This is a genomic window from Frigoribacterium sp. PvP121 (assembly GCF_017833115.1).
Taxonomy (GTDB): Bacteria; Actinomycetota; Actinomycetes; order Actinomycetales; family Microbacteriaceae; genus Frigoribacterium; species Frigoribacterium endophyticum.
The window spans coordinates 2,531,391-2,552,324 of record NZ_JAFIBR010000001.1; the positions used below are offsets into that span (position 1 = coordinate 2,531,391).

The 20,934-nt window shown below is 74.1% G+C and carries 20 protein-coding genes; 8 read left to right on the plus strand and 12 right to left on the minus strand.

Annotated features, from left to right (window positions below):
* The first annotated feature begins 91 nt into the window (after positions 1 to 91).
* On the plus strand, positions 92 to 2,050 hold the full coding sequence (gene pknB, locus JOE43_RS11835) for a Stk1 family PASTA domain-containing Ser/Thr kinase (protein WP_245187631.1): 1,959 nt from the start codon (positions 92 to 94) through the stop codon (positions 2,048 to 2,050).
* A gap of 76 nt (positions 2,051 to 2,126) precedes the next feature.
* On the opposite strand, the gene JOE43_RS11840 is transcribed toward pknB, so the two are convergent.
* The 3 genes from JOE43_RS11840 to JOE43_RS11850 are packed head-to-tail and all read right to left on the minus strand — an operon-like array spanning position 2,127 to position 5,227.
* The gene (locus tag JOE43_RS11840) at positions 2,127 to 3,500 is read right to left on the minus strand and encodes a class II 3-deoxy-7-phosphoheptulonate synthase (protein WP_374073062.1); all 1,374 of its coding nucleotides are present in this window, start codon (positions 3,498 to 3,500) and stop codon (positions 2,127 to 2,129) included.
* A gap of 52 nt (positions 3,501 to 3,552) precedes the next feature.
* Positions 3,553 to 4,242: a 1-acyl-sn-glycerol-3-phosphate acyltransferase gene (locus tag JOE43_RS11845; protein ID WP_056055110.1), complete on the minus strand. Its 690-nt coding sequence runs from the start codon at positions 4,240 to 4,242 to the stop codon at positions 3,553 to 3,555.
* A gap of 34 nt (positions 4,243 to 4,276) precedes the next feature.
* Positions 4,277 to 5,227, minus strand: a complete 951-nt coding sequence (locus tag JOE43_RS11850; protein ID WP_209517948.1) for an ROK family glucokinase — start codon at positions 5,225 to 5,227, stop codon at positions 4,277 to 4,279.
* A gap of 99 nt (positions 5,228 to 5,326) precedes the next feature.
* On the opposite strand from JOE43_RS11850, the gene JOE43_RS11855 reads away from it, so the two are divergent.
* Entirely contained in the window at positions 5,327 to 7,180 is a 1,854-nt protein-coding gene (locus tag JOE43_RS11855) for a long-chain fatty acid--CoA ligase (RefSeq protein WP_209517950.1), read from the plus strand.
* Between the two features lie 25 nt (positions 7,181 to 7,205).
* On the opposite strand, the gene JOE43_RS11860 is transcribed toward JOE43_RS11855, so the two are convergent.
* A complete protein-coding gene (locus JOE43_RS11860) occupies positions 7,206 to 7,703 on the minus strand; it encodes a peptide deformylase (RefSeq protein WP_209517952.1) in 498 nt (165 codons plus the stop codon).
* A 103-nt stretch (positions 7,704 to 7,806) separates the two neighbouring features.
* Here JOE43_RS11860 and JOE43_RS11865 point away from each other — a divergent pair, with 103 nt between their 5' ends.
* On the plus strand, positions 7,807 to 8,619 hold the full coding sequence (locus JOE43_RS11865; RefSeq protein WP_056055961.1) for a ParA family protein: 813 nt from the start codon (positions 7,807 to 7,809) through the stop codon (positions 8,617 to 8,619).
* 84 nt (positions 8,620 to 8,703) lie between these two features.
* Here JOE43_RS11865 and JOE43_RS11870 read toward each other — a convergent pair whose 3' ends face one another.
* The 3 genes from JOE43_RS11870 to JOE43_RS11880 form a co-directional block, all read right to left on the minus strand.
* Positions 8,704 to 9,252 carry a MerR family transcriptional regulator gene (locus tag JOE43_RS11870; RefSeq protein WP_167259270.1) on the minus strand — a complete coding sequence of 183 codons (549 nt, stop codon included), beginning with the start codon at positions 9,250 to 9,252 and terminating at the stop codon, positions 8,704 to 8,706.
* A 157-nt stretch (positions 9,253 to 9,409) separates the two neighbouring features.
* Entirely contained in the window at positions 9,410 to 10,108 is a 699-nt protein-coding gene (locus tag JOE43_RS11875; protein WP_209517954.1) for a MerR family transcriptional regulator, read from the minus strand.
* Positions 10,108 to 10,632: an FHA domain-containing protein gene (locus tag JOE43_RS11880; RefSeq protein ID WP_056055126.1), complete on the minus strand. Its 525-nt coding sequence runs from the start codon at positions 10,630 to 10,632 to the stop codon at positions 10,108 to 10,110. The genes JOE43_RS11875 and JOE43_RS11880 overlap by 1 nt, the downstream gene beginning before the upstream one ends.
* A 224-nt stretch (positions 10,633 to 10,856) precedes the next feature.
* Here JOE43_RS11880 and JOE43_RS11885 point away from each other — a divergent pair, with 224 nt between their 5' ends.
* Complete coding sequence (locus JOE43_RS11885; protein ID WP_245187146.1) at positions 10,857 to 12,341, plus strand: S1C family serine protease; 1,485 nt, start codon at positions 10,857 to 10,859, stop codon at positions 12,339 to 12,341.
* 108 nt (positions 12,342 to 12,449) lie between these two features.
* On the opposite strand, the gene JOE43_RS11890 is transcribed toward JOE43_RS11885, so the two are convergent.
* A complete protein-coding gene (locus tag JOE43_RS11890) occupies positions 12,450 to 13,382 on the minus strand; it encodes an NUDIX hydrolase (protein ID WP_307803352.1) in 933 nt (310 codons plus the stop codon).
* A gap of 274 nt (positions 13,383 to 13,656) precedes the next feature.
* Positions 13,657 to 14,601: a nuclease-related domain-containing protein gene (locus JOE43_RS15970; RefSeq protein WP_209517959.1), complete on the minus strand. Its 945-nt coding sequence runs from the start codon at positions 14,599 to 14,601 to the stop codon at positions 13,657 to 13,659.
* A gap of 130 nt (positions 14,602 to 14,731) precedes the next feature.
* On the opposite strand from JOE43_RS15970, the gene JOE43_RS11900 reads away from it, so the two are divergent.
* The gene (locus JOE43_RS11900; RefSeq protein WP_209517961.1) at positions 14,732 to 15,877 is read left to right on the plus strand and encodes a glycerol dehydrogenase; all 1,146 of its coding nucleotides are present in this window, start codon (positions 14,732 to 14,734) and stop codon (positions 15,875 to 15,877) included.
* 99 nt (positions 15,878 to 15,976) lie between these two features.
* Here JOE43_RS11900 and JOE43_RS15975 read toward each other — a convergent pair whose 3' ends face one another.
* The gene (locus tag JOE43_RS15975; RefSeq protein ID WP_209517964.1) at positions 15,977 to 16,309 is read right to left on the minus strand and encodes a PGPGW domain-containing protein; all 333 of its coding nucleotides are present in this window, start codon (positions 16,307 to 16,309) and stop codon (positions 15,977 to 15,979) included.
* Between the two features lie 165 nt (positions 16,310 to 16,474).
* Here JOE43_RS15975 and JOE43_RS11910 point away from each other — a divergent pair, with 165 nt between their 5' ends.
* From JOE43_RS11910 to JOE43_RS11920, 3 genes are read left to right on the plus strand one after another with little or no spacing between them, the layout of a single operon-like run.
* Positions 16,475 to 17,446 carry an aldo/keto reductase gene (locus JOE43_RS11910; RefSeq protein WP_209517966.1) on the plus strand — a complete coding sequence of 324 codons (972 nt, stop codon included), beginning with the start codon at positions 16,475 to 16,477 and terminating at the stop codon, positions 17,444 to 17,446.
* Positions 17,447 to 17,459: 13 nt separating this feature from the next.
* On the plus strand, positions 17,460 to 18,338 hold the full coding sequence (locus JOE43_RS11915; RefSeq protein ID WP_056055142.1) for an aldo/keto reductase: 879 nt from the start codon (positions 17,460 to 17,462) through the stop codon (positions 18,336 to 18,338).
* Entirely contained in the window at positions 18,335 to 18,874 is a 540-nt protein-coding gene (locus JOE43_RS11920; protein WP_209517968.1) for a YbhB/YbcL family Raf kinase inhibitor-like protein, read from the plus strand. Before JOE43_RS11915 ends, JOE43_RS11920 begins: the two co-directional genes overlap by 4 nt.
* A 106-nt stretch (positions 18,875 to 18,980) precedes the next feature.
* On the opposite strand, the gene JOE43_RS11925 is transcribed toward JOE43_RS11920, so the two are convergent.
* Both JOE43_RS11925 and JOE43_RS11930 read right to left on the minus strand, forming a co-directional pair.
* The gene (locus JOE43_RS11925; protein ID WP_209517970.1) at positions 18,981 to 19,487 is read right to left on the minus strand and encodes a hypothetical protein; all 507 of its coding nucleotides are present in this window, start codon (positions 19,485 to 19,487) and stop codon (positions 18,981 to 18,983) included.
* Positions 19,488 to 19,615: 128 nt separating this feature from the next.
* Positions 19,616 to 20,932, minus strand: coding sequence for an MFS transporter (locus JOE43_RS11930; protein ID WP_209517972.1), 1,317 nt, complete (start codon positions 20,930 to 20,932; stop codon positions 19,616 to 19,618).
* Positions 20,933 to 20,934: the final 2 nt, after the last annotated feature.

Here is a 20,934-nt window from a genome sequence, read left to right on the forward strand (position 1 = left end):
GGCGTTCTTGCGGCCCCGCCGGTGAGTCCGCGCTGCCGGGGCGGGGCGAGTCCGTAGGATCTGCGGGGTGAGCGTGAACCAGACTGACCCGATGATCGGCCGTCTCATCGACGATCGCTACCAGGTCCGCTCACGCATCGCCCGGGGCGGCATGGCCACCGTGTACCTCGCCACCGATCTGCGGCTCGAACGGCGCGTCGCGATCAAGATCATGCACGGTCACCTCGCTGACGACGCCTCCTTCAAGGAGCGCTTCATCCAGGAGGCACGGTCGGCGGCCCGCCTCGCCCACCCGAACGTGGTCAACGTCTTCGACCAGGGGCAGGACGACGACAGCGCGTACCTCGTGATGGAGTACCTGCCCGGCATCACGCTGCGCGAGCTCCTGCAGGACCACTCCGTCCTCACGAGCGAACAGGCGATGGACATCCTCGAGGCGGTCCTGGCCGGCCTCGCCGCGGCCCACCGTGCCGGCATCGTGCACCGCGACCTCAAGCCCGAGAACGTGCTGCTGGCCGACGACGGCCGCATCAAGATCGGCGACTTCGGACTCGCCCGCGCCGCCACCGCCAACACCGCCACCGGCGCGGCCCTCCTCGGGACGATCGCGTACCTCTCGCCCGAGCTGGTCACGCGCGGCATCGCCGACACCCGCAGCGACATCTACGCCCTCGGCATCATGCTCTACGAGATGCTCACCGGTGAGCAGCCGTACAAGGGCGAGCAGCCGATGCAGATCGCCTACCAGCACGCCAACGACACGGTCCCCGCGCCGAGCCTCGTCGCACCGGGCGTGCCGGTGGAGCTCGACGAGCTCGTGCTCTGGGCCACGGCCCGCGACCCCGAGCACCGCCCCCGCGACGCCCGCGCGCTGCTCGAGCAGCTCGTCGACGTGCAGCGGGCGCTGGCAGACCCGGCGGGCGCGCGACCTCCGCAGCGCACGATGGTGCTGCCCCCGGCCCCCGCGTCGTCGCCGACCTCGGCCACGACCGTCCTCCCCCGCGGCGCGACGGGCGAGACGCAGACCCTCCCGCGGGCGCGCCACCGGACCGGCCCCGTCCCGCCGCCGCAGGCGCCCAACGTCGAGAAGCTGGCCGCCGTGGCGGCGCGACGCCGTCGCCGGGGTGCCGTGTGGCTCGCCCTGGTGCTCGTGCTCGCCCTGCTCGGCGGCGGCGCCGGCTGGTGGTTCAGCGCGGGCCCCGGTGCGCAGATCGCCGTCCCGGACGTGGCCGGCCAGGACCCCGCCACGGCGACGAGCGCGCTCCAGGCCGCCGGGCTCACCGTCGCCCCCGAGCAGAGGACCGACTTCTCCCCCACCGTCCCGGCCGGGCAGGTCACCGGCACCGACCCCTCGGCGAGCTCCCGGGTGGCGCGCGACCGTCCGGTCACGCTGGTGGTGTCGCAGGGCCCGCAGCAGCTCGACCTCCCCACCGTCGTCGGTCTCTCGGAGGAGGACGCCCGGGCAGCCCTCGGCGACTTCACCGTGGAGGACTCCAGCACGCAGTTCGACCCCGCCGTCGCCGCGGGCGACGTCATCGCCGTCAGCGGCGTCGACGACTCCGGCTCACCCGTCGACCTCGGCTCGGCTGCCCAGTACGGCGAGCAGCGCCCCGTCACGCTCACCGTCTCGGCCGGGCCGGTGCCCGACGTCAGTGGCCGGTCGCTGGCGGAGGCCCAGGCGGCGCTGGCCGCGGTCTCCCTCTCCGGCCAGGAGGCGGGCACCGAGTTCAGCGACTCCGTCGCCTCGGGCTCGGTCATCCGCAGCGAGGCCCAGACCGACGGCGTGCTCGTGCCCGGAGCGACCCTCGACCTGATCGTCTCGAAGGGCCCGGCGCCGGTGACCGTCCCGGACGTCACGGGAAAGACCATCGACGACGCCGTCGCGGAGCTCCGCGCCCTCGGCCTCCGTGTGACGTACGACAAGTGCACGAACTTCACGTGCGCCTTCTACGACTGGGAGGCGCGCCTCCCCGTGACCGCCACGGACCCCGCCGCCGGGGGCACGGCGGCCCGGGGATCGACGATCGCGCTGAGCTACCGCGTCGAGTAGCTCCCGGGACGACCGACGCCCCGCCCTCTCGAGGAGGGCGGGGCGTCGGTCCGCGCGGCGGTGCGGGAGGCGCGGTTCAGACGGCTGCCAGCTCCTCCGCGACGAGGAAGGCGAGCTCGAGCGACTGCATGTGGTTGAGGCGCGGGTCGCAGAGCGATTCGTACCGCGTCGCCAGGGTGGCCTCGTCGATGTGCTCCGACCCGCCGAGGCACTCGGTGACGTCGTCGCCGGTGAGCTCGATGTGGATGCCGCCGGGGTGGGTGCCCGCGGCACGGTGCGACTCGAAGAAGCCCTTGACCTCGTCCATGATCTCCTCGAAGCGACGGGTCTTGTAGCCCGTCGGCGTCGTGAGGCCGTTGCCGTGCATCGGGTCGCTGACCCAGAGCGGCGTGGCGTCGGCCGCCGTGATGGCCTCGAGGAGGGGCGGCAGGGCGTCGCGGATCTTGCCCGCGCCCATGCGGGTGATGAAGGTCAGGCGGCCGGGCTCCCGGTCGGGGTCGAGCACGTCGATCAACCGCAGCATGTCGTCGGGGGTCGTGCTCGGGCCGAGCTTGACGCCGATCGGGTTGCGCACCCGGGAGAGGAAGTCGACGTGGGCACCATCGAGGTCGCGCGTGCGCTCTCCGATCCAGACGAAGTGCGACGAGAGCACGTAGGGCGTCCCGGTGCGGCTGTCGATGCGCGTCATGGGGCGCTCGTAGTCCATCAGCAGGCCCTCGTGGCTGGTGTAGAACTCGACGCGCTTGAGCTCGTCGAAGTCGGCCCCGGCGGCCTCCATGAAGCGGATGGCCTTGTCGATCTCGCGGGCGAGGTTCTCGTACTGGGCGTTGGCGGGGTTCCGGGCGAAGCCCTTGTTCCAGCTGTGCACCTGACGGAGGTCGGCGAAGCCGCCCTGGGTGAAGGCCCGGATCAGGTTGATGGTCGACGCGGAGGTGTGGTAACCCTTCACGAGGCGTGCCGGGTCGGCGCGGCGGGACTCGGGCGTGAAGTCGTAGCCGTTGACGATGTCTCCGCGGTACGCGGGCAGGGTCACGCCGTCGCGGGTCTCGTCGTCGCTCGAGCGCGGCTTCGCGAACTGGCCGGCCATGCGGCCCATCTTGATGACGGGCATCGAGGCGCCGTAGGTCAGCACGACCGCCATCTGGAGGATGGTCTTGACCCGGTCGCGGATCTGGTCGGCCGTGGCCCCGGCGAAGGTCTCGGCGCAGTCGCCGCCCTGGAGCAGGAACGCCCGCCCCTGGGCCGCGGCCGCGAGCCGCTCGCGGAGGGTGTCGACCTCGCCCGCGAAGACGAGGGGCGGCAACGTGGCCAGCTCGGCCGAGGCGGCCTCGACGGCCGCGCCGTCGGGCCAGCTGGGCTGCTGCTTGATCGGCAGCGTGCGCCACCGGTCGAGGCCCTCGAGCACGTCGGCGTCGGCGATGGCTGCGAACGGTTCAGGGGGCTGGACCACGGTCGTCCTTGCGTCTCGGAGGGGCGGAGCCGGTCGGTTCCGACGAGCGAGCTTATCGCGAAAGGGCGGCGCGCTTCTCCTTGACGGAGGAGGCGTAGACGTCGGCGTACTCCTGGCCGCTCAGGGCCGCCAGCTCGTACATGATCTCGTCCGTGATCGACCGGAGGATGAACCGGTCGCCCTCCATGCCCTCGAACCGGCTGAAGTCGAGCGGCTCGCCGAAGACGACCCCGACGCGGCGGATCTTCGGGATCTTGGTGCCCGTCTGCATGACCTTCTCGGTGTCGATCATGGCGACCGGCACGACCGGCACGTGCCCCTCGAGGATCATGCGCGCCACGCCCGTGCGACCCCGGTACAGGCGGCCGTCGGGGCTCCGCGTGCCCTCGGGGTAGATGCCCAGCTGCTCGCCCCGTGCCAGGACCGCCAGGCCCGTCGCGAGCGACGCCTCCGACGCCTTGCCCCCCGAGCGGTCGATGGAGAGCTGGCCGGTCGCGGTGAAGAAGAGCCGCATGGCCCAGCCCTTGACGCCGCGCCCCGTGAAGTAGTCGCTCTTGGCGAGGAAGGAGATGCGGCGCTCGAGGGCCAGGGGAAGGAAGATCGAGTCGACGAACGACAGGTGGTTGCTCGCGAAGATGACGGCACCGGTCGCGGGCACGTTCTCGAGGCCGCGCACCCACGGGCGGAAGACGGTCAGGACGAGCGGGCTCGCCACGAACGTCTTGAGGAACCAGTACAGCATCGGGCGGAGCCTCTCTTCTCTGAGCGGTCGGAGCTTAGCGGCTCGCGGCGTGCACCCGTGCGAGGTCGGCGGCCCCGACGACGCCCGCGTCGTTGACGAGCTCGGCGATGACGAACTCGGGCTCGGGGTGGTAGCCGCGCGCCGGGAGGTGCTCGAGGTACGCCGCCCGGACGGGGGCGAGCAGCAGCTCGCCGGCCTGGGCGACGCCGCCCCCGAAGACGAAGACCTGGGGGTCGAGGATGGCGCTCAGCGACGCCGCGGCCTGGCCCAGCCAGGTGCCGAGCTGGCGGAGGGCCTCGAGGGCGCCCGGGTCCCCCGCCGTGAGCAGGTCGCTCACGTCGTGGCCGGTGAGCTCGCCCTTGCGCGTGCGGACCTCGGCGAGGGCGGTGCCGACCCCGACCTGGTCGGCGACCTCGCCGGCCATGCGGAGGAGGGCCCGGCCCGAGCCGTACTGCTCGATGCAGCCGCGGGCCCCGCAGCCGCAGGGCAGCCCGTCGGGGACGATGCGCATGTGGCCGAGCTCGCCGCCCGTGCCGAAGCCGCCGCGCATGAGGCGGTCCTGGGCGACGACGGCCCCGCCGACGCCGGTGCCGATCGTGAGCATGGTCATGTCGCTGGCGAGGCGCCCGGCGCCGAACCGGAACTCGGCCCAGCCCGCGGCGTTGGCGTCGTTGTCGATCGTGATCGGGAGGTCGATGCGCTCGGCCAGGCGGGCGCGCAGGGGCTCGTTCCGCCACGCGATGTTCGGCGTGTAGTAGACGGTGGACTGCGAGGCGTCGATGAATCCGGGGGCGGCGACGCCCGCCGCGACGACGTCGGGGTGGGCCGAGCGGAGGGCGGTGATCATCTCGACCACGGCGTCCACGATGGCGGCGGAGTCGCCGGCCGGGGTCGGCACGCGACGCTCCTCGACGATCTCCCCGAGTTCGGTGACGACGCCACCCGCGATCTTCGTACCACCGATGTCGATTCCGATTGCCTGCACGAACAGGGAGTCTAGCCTCGCCCCGCCCCGGGGCTCGCCACCGGACGGGCCGGTCCGGCTAGGGTGGGCAGACCGTCGTTCGGTACCGAAGGAGCTGCCGTGAACGAGCACACCACCCCCCTGGCCGTCGAGCCGGACCCCGCCGCCAACGCCACCGACCTCCTGGTCGAGCGGGCGGCCCTCACCCCGGACGCCGCGCTGTTCGCCGTCCCCGACGGAGTCGGGGGCTGGCAGGACGTCACCGCGGCCGAGTTCCTGGCCCAGGTGCGGGCCCTCGCCAAGGGCCTGGTCGCCGCCGGCGTCGAGCCCGGCGAGAAGATCGGGCTGATGTGCCGCACGCGGTACGAGTGGACGCTGGTCGACTTCGCCACGTGGTTCGCCGGCGCGATGCTGGTGCCGGTCTACGAGACGAGCGCGCCGAGCCAGGTCCACTGGAACCTCAGCGACTCCGGGGCCACCGCGGTCATCGTCGAGACCGCCGACCACTTCGCCAAGTTCGACGAGGTCCACCCCGAGCTGCCCGACGTGCGGCACGTCTGGCAGATCGACCTCGGCGACCTCGAGAAGCTCGCGGCGGCGGGCACGGGCGTGCCCGACGCCGAGATCGACCGGCGGCGACGCCTGGCCACGGCGGCCGACGTCGCGACGATCATCTACACCTCGGGGACGACGGGCCGGCCCCGGGGGTGCGTGCTGACCCACGGCAACTTCGTCGAGACCAGCCGCAACGCGGCGGTGGCCATGGGCGACGTCGTCGCCCCCGGGTCGTCGACCCTGCTGTTCGTCACGACCGCGCACGTGTTCGCCCGCTTCATCGCCGTCCTCTCGGTGCACGCGGGCGTCAAGGTCGGCCACCAGGCCGACACGAAGCAGCTCCTCCCCTCGCTCGCGTCGTTCCGCCCGACCTTCCTCCTCGCCGTGCCGCGGGTCTTCGAGAAGGTCTACAACTCGGCGGAGCAGAAGGCGGAGGCGGGCGGCAAGGGCGGCGTCTTCCGGCGGGCCGCGGCCGTCGCGGTGGCCCACAGCAAGGCCCTCGACGCCGGCGAGGTGCCGCTCGGCCTGAAGCTCCGGTTCGCGCTCTTCGACCGGCTCGTCTACGGGAAGCTCAAGAAGGCCATGGGCGGCCGGATCCGCTACGCGGTCTCCGGCTCCGCCCCGCTCGGCACGCGCCTCGGCCACTTCTTCCGCAGCCTCGACATCCGGGTCCTCGAGGGCTACGGCCTCACCGAGACGACGGCCCCGGCGACGGTCAACCTCGTCTCGCACTTCAAGATCGGCACGGTGGGCCCGGCGCTGCCGGGCGTCTCCGTCCGCATCGACGACGACGGGGAAGTGCTCGTGCGCGGCGAGAACGTCTTCGCCGGCTACTGGCGCGACGAGGCGGGGACGGCCGAGGTGCTGCGTGACGGCTGGTTCCGCACCGGCGACCTCGGCAGCCTGGACGACGAGGGGTACCTCACCATCACGGGCCGGAAGAAGGAGATCATCGTCACCGCGGGCGGGAAGAACGTCGCGCCGGCGGCCCTCGAGGACCCCATCCGCGCGAACCCGCTCGTCGGCCAGGTCGTCGTCGTGGGCGACCAGAAGCCGTTCGTCAGCGCCCTGGTGACCCTCGACCCCGAGATGCTGCCGGTCTGGCTCAACAACGCGGGCGAGGCAGCGGACATGCCGCTGGCCGAGGCCGCTCGGCACCCGAAGGTGCTCGCCGAGGTGCAGCGAGCCGTCGACGTGGCCAACGACGCCGTCTCGCGGGCCGAGTCGATCCGCAAGTTCGTGGTGCTGCCGGTCGAGCTGACGGAGGCCGCGGGGCACCTGACGCCCAAGATGAGCGTCAAGCGCGCCGTTGTCGTGCGCGACTTCGCCCAGGAGATCACCGACCTCTACACGGTCTTCCCGACGACGGAGTCCGTGCGCACCGTCCCGGACGCCCCGACGGGGCGCCGGGCGCGCTGACCGCCCGGGCCGGCGACGCGGCGAGCTACACGCGCCACCAGTCGCTGGCCCGGATCTGGCGCATCGCGTCGCGCTTGGTCTCGGGCTCCAGGGTCATCACGTAGAGGGTCCCGGCCAGGTGGTCGGTCTCGTGCTGCAGCGCCTGGGCCATCAGGCCCGTGCCCTCCAGCACCACGCGCTCGCCGGCGAGGTCGACGCCCTCGACGCGGGCGTACGACCAGCGCGGGGTGGGGAACCAGAAGCCGGGCACGGACAGGCACCCCTCGTCGACGAGCTCCCGCTCGCCGGAGGCCTCGACCACGACGGGGTTGAGCACGTAGCCGACCTCGCCGTCGACGTTGTAGCTGAAGGCGCGGAGGTCGACCCCGATCTGGGGCGCCGCGACGCCCGCGCGCCCCGGCTCCCGCACGGTGTCGAGGAGGTCGGCGACGAGGGAGTCGAGCCGGGGGTCGCCGACGACGACGGGGTCGGCCGGGGAACGGAGGACGGGGTCGCCGAAGAGGCGGATGGTTCTGACGGTCACCCCCCTACTCCACCATGCCCGGAGCCGTCCGCGCGCCCACCCGCCGCGTGCCGCGCGGACGACGTGCAGGCGTCTCGACGCCGGGGACGGTATCGTCGTGGTCGTGCATGTACTCAGCGTCAGTTCTCTCAAGGGCGGCGTCGGCAAGACGACCGTGACGCTCGGGCTCACGTCGGCGGCCTTCGCCAAGGGCCTCCGGACCCTGGTGGTCGACCTCGACCCGCAGTCCGACGTCTCGACGGGCCTCGACATCACCGTCGCGGGCCACCTCAACGTGGCCGACGTCCTCGCCTCCCCCAAGGAGAAGACCGTCCGGGCCGCCATCGCGCCGAGCGGCTGGACGAAGGGTCGCCAGGGCAAGATCGACGTGATGATCGGCAGCCCGTCGGCGATCAACTTCGACGGCCCGCACCCGTCGATCCGCGACATCTGGAAGCTCGAGGAGGCCCTCGCGAACGTCGAGGCCGACTACGACCTCGTCCTGATCGACTGCGCTCCGTCGCTCAACGCGCTCACCCGTACGGCCTGGGCCGCGTCCGACCGGGTCACCGTCGTCACCGAGCCGGGCCTGTTCAGCGTCGCCGCGGCGGATCGCGCACTCCGGGCCATCGAGGAGATCCGCCGGGGCCTGTCACCGCGCCTCCAGCCCCTCGGCATCATCGTGAACCGCGCCCGGGTGCAGTCCATCGAGCACCAGTTCCGCATCAAGGAGCTCCGCGACATGTTCGGCCCGCTCGTGCTCAGCCCGCAGCTGCCGGAGCGCACCTCCCTGCAGCAGGCCCAGGGCGCCGCGAAGCCCCTGCACGCCTGGCCCGGCGAGAGCGCCCAGGAGATGGCCCGCAACTTCGACCAGCTGCTCGAGCGCATCATGCGCACGGCGAAGATCGGCGACTACGCGGAGCCCGCAGCCCGCTGACCGTCGTGGCCCCACCACAACGACGGCCCCCTCCCGCCTCACGGCGACGAGGGGGCCGTCTCGACGGGGAGGCCGGCGGGCCGGTCAGCTGGCGCGGCTGCCGCGACGAGCCGCGAGCTCGTCGGAGGGGTCGGCGGCGGGAGTGCTGTCGAGCTCGACGAGGCTGGTCTCCACCTCACGGAGGACCTTGCCCACGGCGATCCCGAAGACGCCCTGGCCGCGGCTGACGAGGTCGATGACCTCGTCGTCGGAGGTGCAGAGGTAGACGCTCGCACCGTCGCTCATCAGCGTGGTCTGCGCGAGGTCGCTGACCCCGGACTCGCGCAGCTGGTTCACGGCCGTCCGGATCTGCTGGAGCGAGATGCCGGTGTCGAGGAGGCGCTTCACGAGCTTGAGCACGAGGATGTCGCGGAAGCCGTAGAGGCGCTGCGAGCCGGAGCCGGCGGCGCCGCGGATGGTCGGCTCGACGAGGCCCGTGCGGGCCCAGTAGTCGAGCTGGCGGTAGCTGATGCCCGCGGCACGGGCGGCGACGGTGCCGCGGTAGCCGCTGTCGGTGTCGAGCTCGGGCAGGCCGTCCGTGAACAGGAGTCCCAGCTCGTAGCGGGAATCCTCGGGGGACCCTGACTCACTCATGCAGCTGCCTTCCACTGTTCTTCGTCCAGACCCGTAACGTTCAACATCGGGTTGATGGTTTGACCAAGACCCAAGGTACCCACACGAGGCGTCGGACGAGGCGACATCCGCCCGGAGCAGTCGGCGTGTCGAGGATATTCCTCCGCCGCCCCGGCGTCTACGTGTCGAGGCGCTCGAGGGCGGTGCGGAGCAGGGCGCCGCGGACGACGTCGAGCTGCTCGGTGATCTCCCGCGAGAGCTCGGCGACACGGGCACGGCCGGCGGCGTCACGGCGACGCGCGACGGACGAGAGGGCGTTCTCGACGAGCCCCAGGTCGCGCTCGACGGAGGAGCGGACGCCGCGGAGGTGCCGCGGCTCGATGCCCGACCGAGAGAGCTCGACGAGGGCCGCGAGCATGGTCACGGCGTCGTCGCCGTACACGTCGGACGGAGCCACCAGGGAGGCGCTGATCGCGTCGTCGAGGAGGCCCGCCGAGGCACCGGTGCGGTCGAGCAGCTCGTCACGCGTGACGCGGCGGGGGTGCGACACGATCGACACGGGGGCCGAGCCGGTCGGCAGCGAGGTGGGACGGCCCGCGTCGAGGTCGTCGAGGTGCTGACGGATGACCTTGAGGGGCAGGTAGTGGTCGCGCTGGAGGCCGAGGATGAAGCGGAGGCGCTCGACGTCGGCCGGGGAGAACTTGCGGTAGCCGGAGGGGGTGCGGACCGGCGTGACGAGCTGGCGCTCCTCCAGGAAGCGCAGCTTGCTGTTGCTGAGGTCGGGGAACTCCGACTTGAGCCGCGCGAGCACCTGGCCGATGGTGAGCAGGTCGACGGGACCCGACTCGGCGGAGCGAGCGGCGGAGGAGCGGGGCACTACCCGATCGCCAGCTTGGCGAGGTCGACGCGCGAGGCGTAGAAGGTGAGCCGGAACTTGCCGACCTGCACCTCGGCGCCGTCGCTGAGCAGGGCCTCGTCGATCCGGGTGCCGTCGAAGTACGTGCCGTTCAGCGAGCCGAGGTCACGGACGGTGAAGGTCGTGCCCGAGCGGCGGAACTCCGCGTGCTTGCGGCTGACCGTCACGTCGTCGAGGAAGATGCCCGCGTCGGGGTGGCGGCCGGCCACGGTGACGTCGGAGTCGAGGAGGAAGCGGGCGCCGATGTTGGGGCCGCGGCGGACCACGAGGAGGGCCGAGCCGGAGGGGAGGGCCGTGACGGCCTCGCGCTCGTCGGTGGAGACGCCGCCCTCGAGGGCGGCGAGCTGCGCCTGGAACTCCTCGTTGAAGCTGAGGGTCGTGTCGACCCCCGACGGTGCCGGGTCGGACGCGTGGCCCTGGTGAGCACGGGTGTGAACGTCGTCACCGTCGTGCGTGCCGGGGACGTTGTTGTCGGGCTCTGCCATCGTGGACCTCCTTCGGCGTCCCAGCGTATAGGAACTCGGACCGCCGACGGGAACCGGATCCGGGCCCGGACGCGGTCGGGCCGCGACGAGCAGCCCGACGCGGCCGCCGTTCACGGCTCCTCCTCATGCGACTCCCGCCGCGTTCATGGACTCGTCATCGGGAACGGACAGGGGGCCGACGTCTGATGGGGGCACGTCACCACGACAGCCACAGGAGGCACCCCATGGACCACCCCGAGCGCGACGAGAACGCCCGCACCGACGCCGGCACGGACGACGTCCGCCAGCCCGCCCCGACGGCGCAGCCCGCCCCGAGGCCGTCCGCCGCCGACGAGGGCTCACCGGTCGCTCACGCCCTCCCCCACGTCACCGGCACGTCGGACGCCCGGTACGTCTCCGCCGCCCGGCCCGTGGCCGACGACGGCCACCAGTCGTACGACGCGGCCCCCGGCCGGGCCGTGCCCCCGACCTTCGCCGGGCCGGCCACGACGCCCGCCGCCGCGTCGAGCCGTCGCCGCTCGCGGCGCTGGCTCGCGCTGACCGGGGCCGCCGCCGCGGTCGTGCTCGTGGCCGGCGGAGCCGGTGCGGGCGCCTGGGCGGTCGGCCGCACGGCCGGCGAGGCCGCCGCGGCCTCCGCGGCGGCCCAGCGACAGGCGCTCGAGCTCGCCCCCCAGCTGCTCGGCCCCCGCTCGGGCAGCACCGGCGGGTCGGGCAGCGCCCAGGGCGGCACCGGGAGCGCCCTGCCGGGCGACGGGACGCAGGGCGGCACGGGCACGACCGAGTCGTCGGCCGTGCCCGCGACGGACGCGGAGACCGCGGGCGTCGTCACCATCGTCTCGACGCTGAACTACGACGAGTCGTACAAGTCGGCCGGCACGGGCATGGTGCTCACGGCGGGCGGCCTCGTGCTGACCAACAACCACGTCGTGCAGGGCGCGACGAGCATCCTGGTGACCGACGAGGCCTCGGGCCGGACGTACACGGCCGACGTCGTCGGCACCGACGCGACGAACGACGTCGCCGTGCTCCAGCTGCGCGACGCGAGCGGGCTCACCCCCGTGACGTTCGACGACTCGAGCGACGTCGCGGTGGGCGACGCCGTGCACTCGACGGGCAACGCGGGCGGCACCGGAGACCTCGTGACGGCGACCGGCACCGTCCTGTCCACCGACGAGTCGATCCAGGTGCAGAGCGAGTCGGGCACGGGCACGGAGTCGTTGACCGGGCTGATCGAGCTCCGGTCGGACGTCGTCTCGGGCGACTCCGGCGGGCCCCTGCGCGACGCCTCCGGCGACGTCGTCGGAATCGTGACCGCCGCCTCCTCGGGCACCACCCCGATCACGGGCTACGCGATCCCGATCGACGACGCGCTCGACATCGCGCGCCAGATCGAGTCGGGCACGTCGAGCTCGACCGTCCAGATCGGGCTGCCCGCCTTCCTCGGGGCGGAGATCGCCAGCACCGCCACGGGCGGCGTCGCCGGCGTCCCGATCGCCGGCACGGTCGACGGGAGCGCGGCCGAGTCGGCCGGCCTCGTCGCCGGAGACGTGGTGACGGCCCTCGACGGCACGCCGGTGACCACGGCCGAGGCCCTGACCGCCGCGGTGAAGGCACACTCCTCGGGAGACCGCGTCACGGTCACCTGGACCGACGCGACGGGCACCTCGCAGACCGCCACGGTCACCCTCGGCGACGGCCCCGCCGCCTGAGCCGCGCGGCACCGCCGACCCGACGCCGTGGTCGCCCACCGGGGCGACCACGGCGTCGTCGTGCGCGGCCCGCGCGGCAGGGTGAGGCGCTGCCGGCGCTGACAGCGCCTAGCTCGCGGGGAGCGCGTCGAGGGCCGCGAGCAGGCGCCCCGGGCCGACGACGCCGGCCCCGAGGGCCCGCACGCGGTCGCCGAGCTCACGGTCGGCCGTCACGACGACGACCTCCCCGCCGGCGGCCCGCAGGCCGTCGACGACCTCGACGATCACCGAGTCGCCGTCGGCGGGCGCCCGGACGACCTCGACGGGGTGCGCCGCGGTGCCCGAGGCGCGCGCCCCGGGGCCGCCGGCGGTCTCGTCCGCGCCCCGCGCCTCCCCCTCGAGGACGACGGTGACGTGCGGCCACCACGAGGTCGCGGCGCCCGCCCCGGTCGCGGGCTCCGCCGTCACGAGGTCGGCCGGCAGTCCCGTGCGGGCCGCGGCCGAGAGCGCCCCGAGGAGTCGCGTGGCGGCTCCGGCACGGTCGCGCCACCAGCCGTCGGGTCGCGACCCGACGACGTTGGCCGCGTCGACGACGAGGTGCGGCGCGAGGTCGAGCTGGGCGTCGAGGCCGGGCCAGGACGCCGCGAAGCCGGGGTGCAGCGGCAGGGCCGCCACGTCGGCGCGGGGCACCCAGGCGAGCTCGATGCTCTCCGCGTCGGAGATGACGGCCTCGAACGGCCGCTCGACCCGGGCCACGACGGTCGTGTACGACCACGGCGCCACCTCGAGCACGGACTCGAACACGAGCCTGAGGGCGTCGCCCGGCACGGCCGCCTCCTCGCCGCTCTCGCGGAGGGCGCCCTCGACGGCGGTCTCGTCGAACTGGCGGGCGCCGCCCGGCAGGCCCCAGGTGCCGCCGTGGTGGCTCCACTCGACGCGGTGCTGGAGGAGGACGCGGTCGTCGGCGTCGACGACGAGCAGGCCGGCGGCGCCGGCCCGGCCCCAGAAGCGTCGGCCGTCGGGGGTCTCGACCCAGCCGTCGGCGGGTCCGTGGATGGTCACCCCGCGAGCTTGCCACACGCCGCCGGGAGCGGACCCGGCGAGGCGGCGGGCCCGACCCATCCGATCGGGCGGACGCTCCGAACGAGACCCCGGGGGCTGGTCCGGAACCCGATGTCGGACCATCCCCCACCCTCCCGCCCGGGGCGCCGACGACGAGGTCGTCGCCCGGGCCGGGCTCGGGCACGGTCGACGGGTCGAGCGCCGCCGGGGGTCGACCGCCCGCCGCCCGGACCGTCAGCCACCCGGACCGCCCGCCGCCCGGACCGCCCGGCGCCTAGACGAAGCGGATGGCCTGCTGCAGGCGCTCGCGCACCTCGAAGACGTCGCTGATCGAGGTCCGGTCGCCGAGCTCGGGCCCGTAGGTGAGGACGTGCGCCAGCAGCGAGCGGCGCAGCACCCAGGTGGAGCCCCGTCGACCGCGGCCGACCTGCTCGAGGGCGGGCGGGAAGTCGTCGTCGGGCACCACGATCAGCTGGTGGGTGAACGAGACGCGCGTCGCGCGGCGCACCGCGCGGGCCTGGCGGGTGAGGTCACGGACGGGCTGCTCGTGCTCGGGCACGCCGGTGCCGACGAGCTCGCCCCGCGAGACGACGAGCTCGCTCCCCCAGTCGGACGACTGGACGGCGAGCAGGCCGGACGGGCCGAGCACGACGTGGTCGAGCTTGCCCTCGTCGCCGGCGTCGACGTCGCTCCAGATCGTGTAGCCGATGCCGAGCCCGGTGACCACGGCCACGGTCGCCTCCTCGGCGAGCGCGTCGGCCAGGACGTGGCGGATCTCGGGCGGTGCGGTGCGGACGAGCTGTTCGTCGTAGGGGTCGTCGAGGGGCACGCCGCGGCCGACCCACTCGCGCATGAGGTCGAGGTACCGCTCCCGGTTGGCGCCTCCCGGGTGGCCGTGCACGCGGGCCCGGGGCTGGGAGCCCGTACGGGGAGCGTCGCGGGCCGGAGGGGCCCAGCTGAACGGGCCGGCGCCGGGCCCCGGGGTGCGGGACCCTGACGTGGCGGGGCCGCGGCGGCGGTCGTAGGCGGCCCGCGCCTCCGGAGTCCCGACCTGTTCCCAGGCGAGCTGGAGGGAGCGGAACGCGGCCGCGCTGCCGCCGAGGTCGGGGTGCGTCTCGCGCGCGAGGCGGCGGTAGGCACGACGGAGCTCGTCGTCGCTCACGCCGGCGGGCACGCCGAGGACCTCGTACGGGGTCGCGGAGGCGGGGCTGGGCGTCACCTGACGGACTTTACCGGGAGCGGCCTGGGCCACGGGTCCCGGCCCGCCGGGAGGCGGCTGGACGTGGCCAGGGGCCGCCCAGAGCCGCCGCGTAGCGTCGACCGCGACCCCGTCGAGAGAGGAAGACACGATGACCACACCGGTCCGCACCGTCATGAGCCCCGCCCGCTACGTCCAGGGGAAGGACGCGATCACCCGCCTCGGCGAGTTCGTCGCCGCGATCGGCTCGTCGCCCCTGATCGTCTCCGACGACGTCGTCTGGGCCCTCGTCGGCGACGCCGTCGAGACGAGCTTCGGCGGCTCGGAGCTGCGCGTCGAGAGGGTCGGCTTCGGCCGGTTCGCGACCCCCGCGGCCATCGACGAGCTCGCCGAGCAGATCCGGTCGACCGAGTCCGACGTCGTCGTCGGCATCGGGGGCGGCAGCGCCATCGACGCGGCGAAGGCGGCGGGCCACCTGGCCGGCGTCCGGTGGGTGAGCGTGCCCACCGTCGCCTCCACCGACGCCCCGACCTCCGCCCTCGCCGTCGTCTACACGGAGGAGGGCGAGTTCCTGGAGTACCGCTTCTTCCCGCGGAACCCCGACCTCGTGCTCGTCGACACCCAGCTCGTCGCGAACGCCCCGGAGAAGTTCCTGGTCGCCGGCATCGGCGACGCCCTGGCCACCTGGCTGGAGGCGCGGGCCTCGTCGCGGGCCCACGCCACGACCATGGCGGGCGGCCTGGCGACGAAGACGGGCGTGGCGCTGGCCCGGCTGTCGTGGGAGATCATCCACGAGAACGCGTTCTCGGCCCTCGAGGCGGTGCGCGACCACGTCGTCACCCCGGCCCTGGAGGACCTCGTGGAGGCGAACACGCTGCTCTCGGGCCTGGGCTTCGAGTCGGGGGGCCTCGCCGCCGCCCACGCGATCCACAACGGGCTGACCGCGGCTCCCCAGACGCACGGCCTCACCCACGGGCAGAAGGTCAACGTCGGCTCGATGACCCAGCTCGTGCTGGAGGGCGCGCCCCGTCAGGAGATCGAGGACTTCGTGGTCTTCACCACCCGCGTGGGCCTGCCCAACACCCTCACCGAGATCGGCCTCTCCGTCGACGACCACGACGAGCTGCGCGCCGTCGCGGAGGCCGCCACGGTCGAGTCGGAGACGATCCACTCGATGCCGTTCCCGGTGACGGCCGACGACGTCGTCGCGGCGCTCACGGCGATCGAGAGGCTCTCGCGCAGCATCCGCGCCGAGGCCGGCCTGCCCGAGCCCGTCGCGTACGTCGCCCCGCACTAGGCAGCACAGACGACGAGAGGAGCCCCCTGCCTGGGCGGGGGGCTCCTCTCGCCTGTCTGCCGGACGGCCGGTCGAGGCGGCGGCGCGGGGCCGCGGGGCTCAGGCGGCCCGGGCCGAGCGGGCGGCGCGCCAGGCCCGCCAGCGGAGGTGCAGGCCACGGCCGACCCGCCGCACGGCCTGCGTGACCCGGTGGGCCGCGGGGAACTCCGTGCCGAGCACGGCCACGCCGACGAAGACGATGAGCCACCCGGGCCCGGGCAGCGGCACGAGGACGAGCCCGAGGGCCACGACGAGCAGGCCGACGAGGGCGACCAGCACCTTGTACGCGACGCGGAGGCGCGGCCAGGCGTCGAGGCGGGCCCTGGCCGAGGCGTAGCGGGCGCGGGCCCGGGCACGTCGGGTGCCGGAGGCGGTGGTGCTGCGGGACGACATGCCCCGACGGTAGGGGGTCGGCCTGACAGGGCCCGCCGTGCCGCCTGCCAAGCGCCTGGGCACGCCGCGGATCGAGGGGCCGGCGGGCAGTCCCCCGCGGCGGCCCCGGTGGCGGCCCCGCACCAGCTGTGAGCGGTCACCGGTCGGAGGGCGTAGCCAGGAGCCATGGACTACACACATCTGGGACGCACGGGGCTGTCCGTCTCGAGGGCGGTGCTCGGCACGATGAACTTCGGGCCGCAGACCTCCGAGGCCGACTCCCACGCGATCATGGACCGCGCCCACGACCTGGGCGTCAACTTCTTCGACACGGCGAACGTCTACGGCTGGCAGAAGGGCGAGGGCGTCACCGAGCAGATCATCGGCCGCTGGTTCGCCGGCGGCGGCGGCCGCCGCGAGAAGACGGTGCTCGCCACCAAGCTCTACGGCGACATGAGCGACTGGCCGAACGGCGGCAAGCTCAGCGCGCTGAACATCCGACGTGCCCTCGACGAGAGCCTCACGCGGCTGCAGACCGACCACATCGACCTGTACCAGTTCCACCACGTGGACCGGGAGACGCCGTGGGAGGAGATCTGGCAGGCGATGGAGGTGGCCGTCCAGCAGGGCAAGGTGCTCTACGCCGGCAGCAGCAACTTCGCCGGCTGGCACATCGCCCAGGCGCAGGAGGCGGCGAGGGCCCGGCACTTCACCGGCCTCGTCAGCGAGCAGTCGATCTACAACCTCATCGTCCGTGACGTCGAGCGCGAGACGCTGCCGGCGGCCCGCGCCTACGGCCTGGGCATGATCCCGTGGTCGCCCCTGAACGGCGGCCTGCTGGGCGGCGTCGTCCGGAAGGCCGACCAGGGTGTCCGACGCCTCGAGGGCCGTGCGGCCGAGTACGTGGCCGAGCACCGTGAGCAGCTCGAGCGCTACGAGGCCCTGGCCGACGACCTCGGCCACGCCCCGGGCGAGCTCGCCCTGGCGTGGCTGCTGCACCAGCCGGGCGTGACCGGGCCCATCACGGGCCCGCGCACGATGGAGCAGCTCGAGTCGGCCGTCGCGGCCGTCGACATCCGACTCGACGACGACGCCCTCGGGCGTCTCGACGAGATCTTCCCCGGGCACCGCACGGCGCCCGAGGACTACGCGTGGTGAACAGGAGAACAGCATGAGGACACGGACCATCGGAGACGTCACCGTCAGCGCGATCGGCCTCGGGGCGATGCCCCTGTCGATCGAGGGCCGGCCGGAGGAGAAGCAGGCGGTGGCGACGATCCACGCCGCCCTCGAGCAGGGCATCACCCTGATCGACACGGCCGACGCCTACCACCAGCCCGGCGCGCACGAGGTCGGGCACAACGAGTCGCTCGTCGCCCGGGCCCTCGCGAGCTACCACGGCGACACGTCGGACGTGCTCGTCGCGACCAAGGGCGGCCACCTCCGCCCCGGCGCCGGCGACTGGTCACAGAACGGCGACCCGGCCTACCTGAAGGAGGCGGCACGCGCGTCCGCGCAGCGCCTCGGCGTCGAGACCATCGGCCTGTACCAGTTCCACCGCCCGGACCCGGCCGTGCCGTACGCGGACTCGATCGGGGCCCTGGCGGAGCTGCTCGACGAGGGCGTGATCCGCATGGCGGGCATCTCGAACGCCGACGTCGACCAGATCCGCCTCGCGAACGAGGTGCTCGACGGCCGTCTCGTGTCGGTGCAGAACCAGTACTCGCCGGCCTTCCGGTCGAGCGAGGTCGAGCTGGCCCTGTGCGACGAGATGGGCATCGCCTTCCTGCCGTGGAGCCCCCTCGGCGGCATCACCGACGCGGCCGAGCTCGGCTCGAAGCACGCCGTCTTCGCGGAGATCGCGAACGCGCGGCGCCTCAGCCCCCAGGTGCTCACCCTCGCCTGGGAGCTCTCGAAGAGCGAGCTCGTCGTGCCCATCCCCGGCTCGCGACGCCCGCAGACCATCATGGACTCGGCGACGGCGGCCACGGTCAAGCTGTCGGCCGACGAGATCCAGCGGCTCGACGCCGCGGCAGGAGGAGACGAATGAGCGACCCGCGCACGAACCCCTACGACAGCATCTCCGAGGTGCCGTCGTTCACCCTGACGAGCACCGACCTGGTCGACGGCGGGGTGCTGTCGATGCCCCAGGTGAGCGGCATCTTCGGCGCGGGCGGCGAGGACGTCAGCCCGCAGCTCTCGTGGTCGGGCGCCCCCGAGTGCACCAAGGGCTACGCGGTGACCGTGTACGACCCCGACGCCCCGACGGCGGCCGGTTTCTGGCACTGGGCGGTGGCCGACCTGCCGGCGACGACGACCTCGCTGCCCTCCGGGGCCGGTGACGACGACGGCTCGGGGCTGCCCGAGGGCGCCTACCAGCTGCCGAACGACGCGGGCCTCCGCCGCTTCCTCGGCGCGGCACCGCCGCAGGGCCACGGGCCGCACCGCTACTTCGTCGCCGTGCACGCGCTCGACGTCGAGACGACGGGCGTCGACGCCGGCGCCACGCCCACCCTGCTGGCCTTCACGATCCGCGACCACACGCTGGCGCGCGCAGTGGTGCACGCCACCTGGGAAGCGGCTTAGCCGCACACGGGCCCCGGCGGCCCGCTCGAGGAGGCGCGACCCGGCACCCAGCCGGGCCGCGCCTCCTCGCGTCCGCGGCCGGGCACCGGCGCGGCGGGGCCGCCGGTCAGTGGTGGGGGTTCCGCATCATCACCGGCCGCCGGTCGGGCAGCGGGCTGGCCGGGCCGTCGGGCAGCACGTGCTCGGCCAGCTCGCCGCTGAGCGGGCGCGCCGGGCGGAACCCCGACGGCGACCGGTGCACCTGGCCGTGGAGGCGCAGACCGCCCGAGGCCAGCCGGTCGGAGACCCCGCGGGCCCACGTCGAGACGGCGAGGTCGTCGAGCTCGGACTCGAGCGCCCGCTGCCAGACCAGCACCAGGCCGCGGGCGCGACAGGCCGACGCCTGGTCGCGGAGCAGCCGCTCGAGCACGTCGACGTCGCGGCCGTACGGGAGGCGGGGCTGGCCGCGGAGGCGCAGGACGCTCTGGCAGGGCTCGCGCGCCACGTCGACGAGGACGACGTAGAGCAGGTCCTCGTCGCAGGGCTCGTCGCAGACGACGGCCGCCCACTCCTCCAGGGTGGTGGCGGAGTCGCGGTCGGGCAGGCGGGGGACGGTTCTCTCGGTGGGGGTCATGCCGACCACCGTGGCGGCCCGGAGCCGCGGGGCGAGACGGCCCCCGCACGACCTGGGGACCCGGCGCGCGGCGTCCGTGTGTGGAGGGACGCCCCTCAGCCGCCCTGTGCAGAGACGGTGGGCCCCGCCTACGCCCGCCCGGCTCCGCGCCGCCGGTGCTCGGCGTCCACGGCGTCCGCCCGCAGCTCGGCGAGGCGCGCGCGACGGGCCACGCGCTGCAGCACCGCCGCCGCTACGGCGGCGAGGACGACGAAGGCCCCGTACGCGCTCAGCACGGCGGCGAGCCCGTCGACGGGGACGAAGACGCCGGCGAGCACGCTCGGCACGCCGAAGGCCAGGTAGCTCGCGACGTAGACGCTCGACAGCACGCCGGCCCTCGCGTCGACGGGCGCCTCCGCGAGCACGAGCCGCAGCGCCGCCTGGAACCCCGCGCCGAACCCGACGCCGCCGACCACGGCCGCCGCGACGAAGAGCGGCACGGAGGCCGTCCAGAGCGCGGCGACGATGCCGATCGGCCCGACGACGAGCGCCACGACCCCGACGCGCAGGGCCTTCGCGGCGTCGACGCGCTGGATGGCGAGCCCCGTCAGCGCCCCCGACCCGGTGAACAGGGCGATCGCGGCCCCGGTCAGCGCCGGGCTCGACACGTCGAAGGTCGTCCGCAGGACGGTGCCCGCGAAGGCGAGGAACATGCCGCCGAGGCCCCAGCTCGCGATCATGCAGCCGACGACGGCGACGAAGACGCGCCGCGCCTCCCCCGGCACCGTCACGGTGGGCACGAGCGACCGCAGGGCCCCGGAGGCGCGGGGCACGCGCTCGGGGACGAACGCCACCGCGACCCCGCAGGCGACCATCGCGGCCGCGAGCACGAGGAAGACGAGGCGCTCGGGCAGCGGCCCGAACTCGACGAGGAGCCCGCTGGTCAGCGCCCCGACGGTGAGCGCGACCGGCGGGGTCACGCCGTTGAGGAAGGCCGCGAGGGCGGGCCGGGAGGCCGGCTGGTGGTCGATCATGCCGGCGCCGAGGGCCCCGGTCGCGAGGCCGATGGCGAGGCCCTGGAGCACGCGCGCGACGACGAGCGCCAGGTCGCCCGTCGCGACGGAGAAGACGAGCATCGCCGACACGGAGACCGCGAGGCCGGCCAGCACGAGGGGCCGCCGCCCGACGTGGTCGGACAGCCGCCCCGCGGTGAGCAGGGTCGCCAGCAGGCCCGCGACGTAGACCGCGAAGACCACGGTCAACGCGAGCGGCGAGAGCGACCACTCCTCCTGGTAGATCGGGTAGAGGGGCGACGGGGCCGAGCCGCTCGCGACGAGCACGAGCAGCGTGAGGGCGTAGACGACCAGCCCCGCCGACCCTCCGCCGCCGCGGCCGCCGGGCCGCCGGGAGGCGCGGGGGCGGGGGACGCTGCCGGTGGCGGGCTGGGCTCGTTCTGTCGTCTGCACGG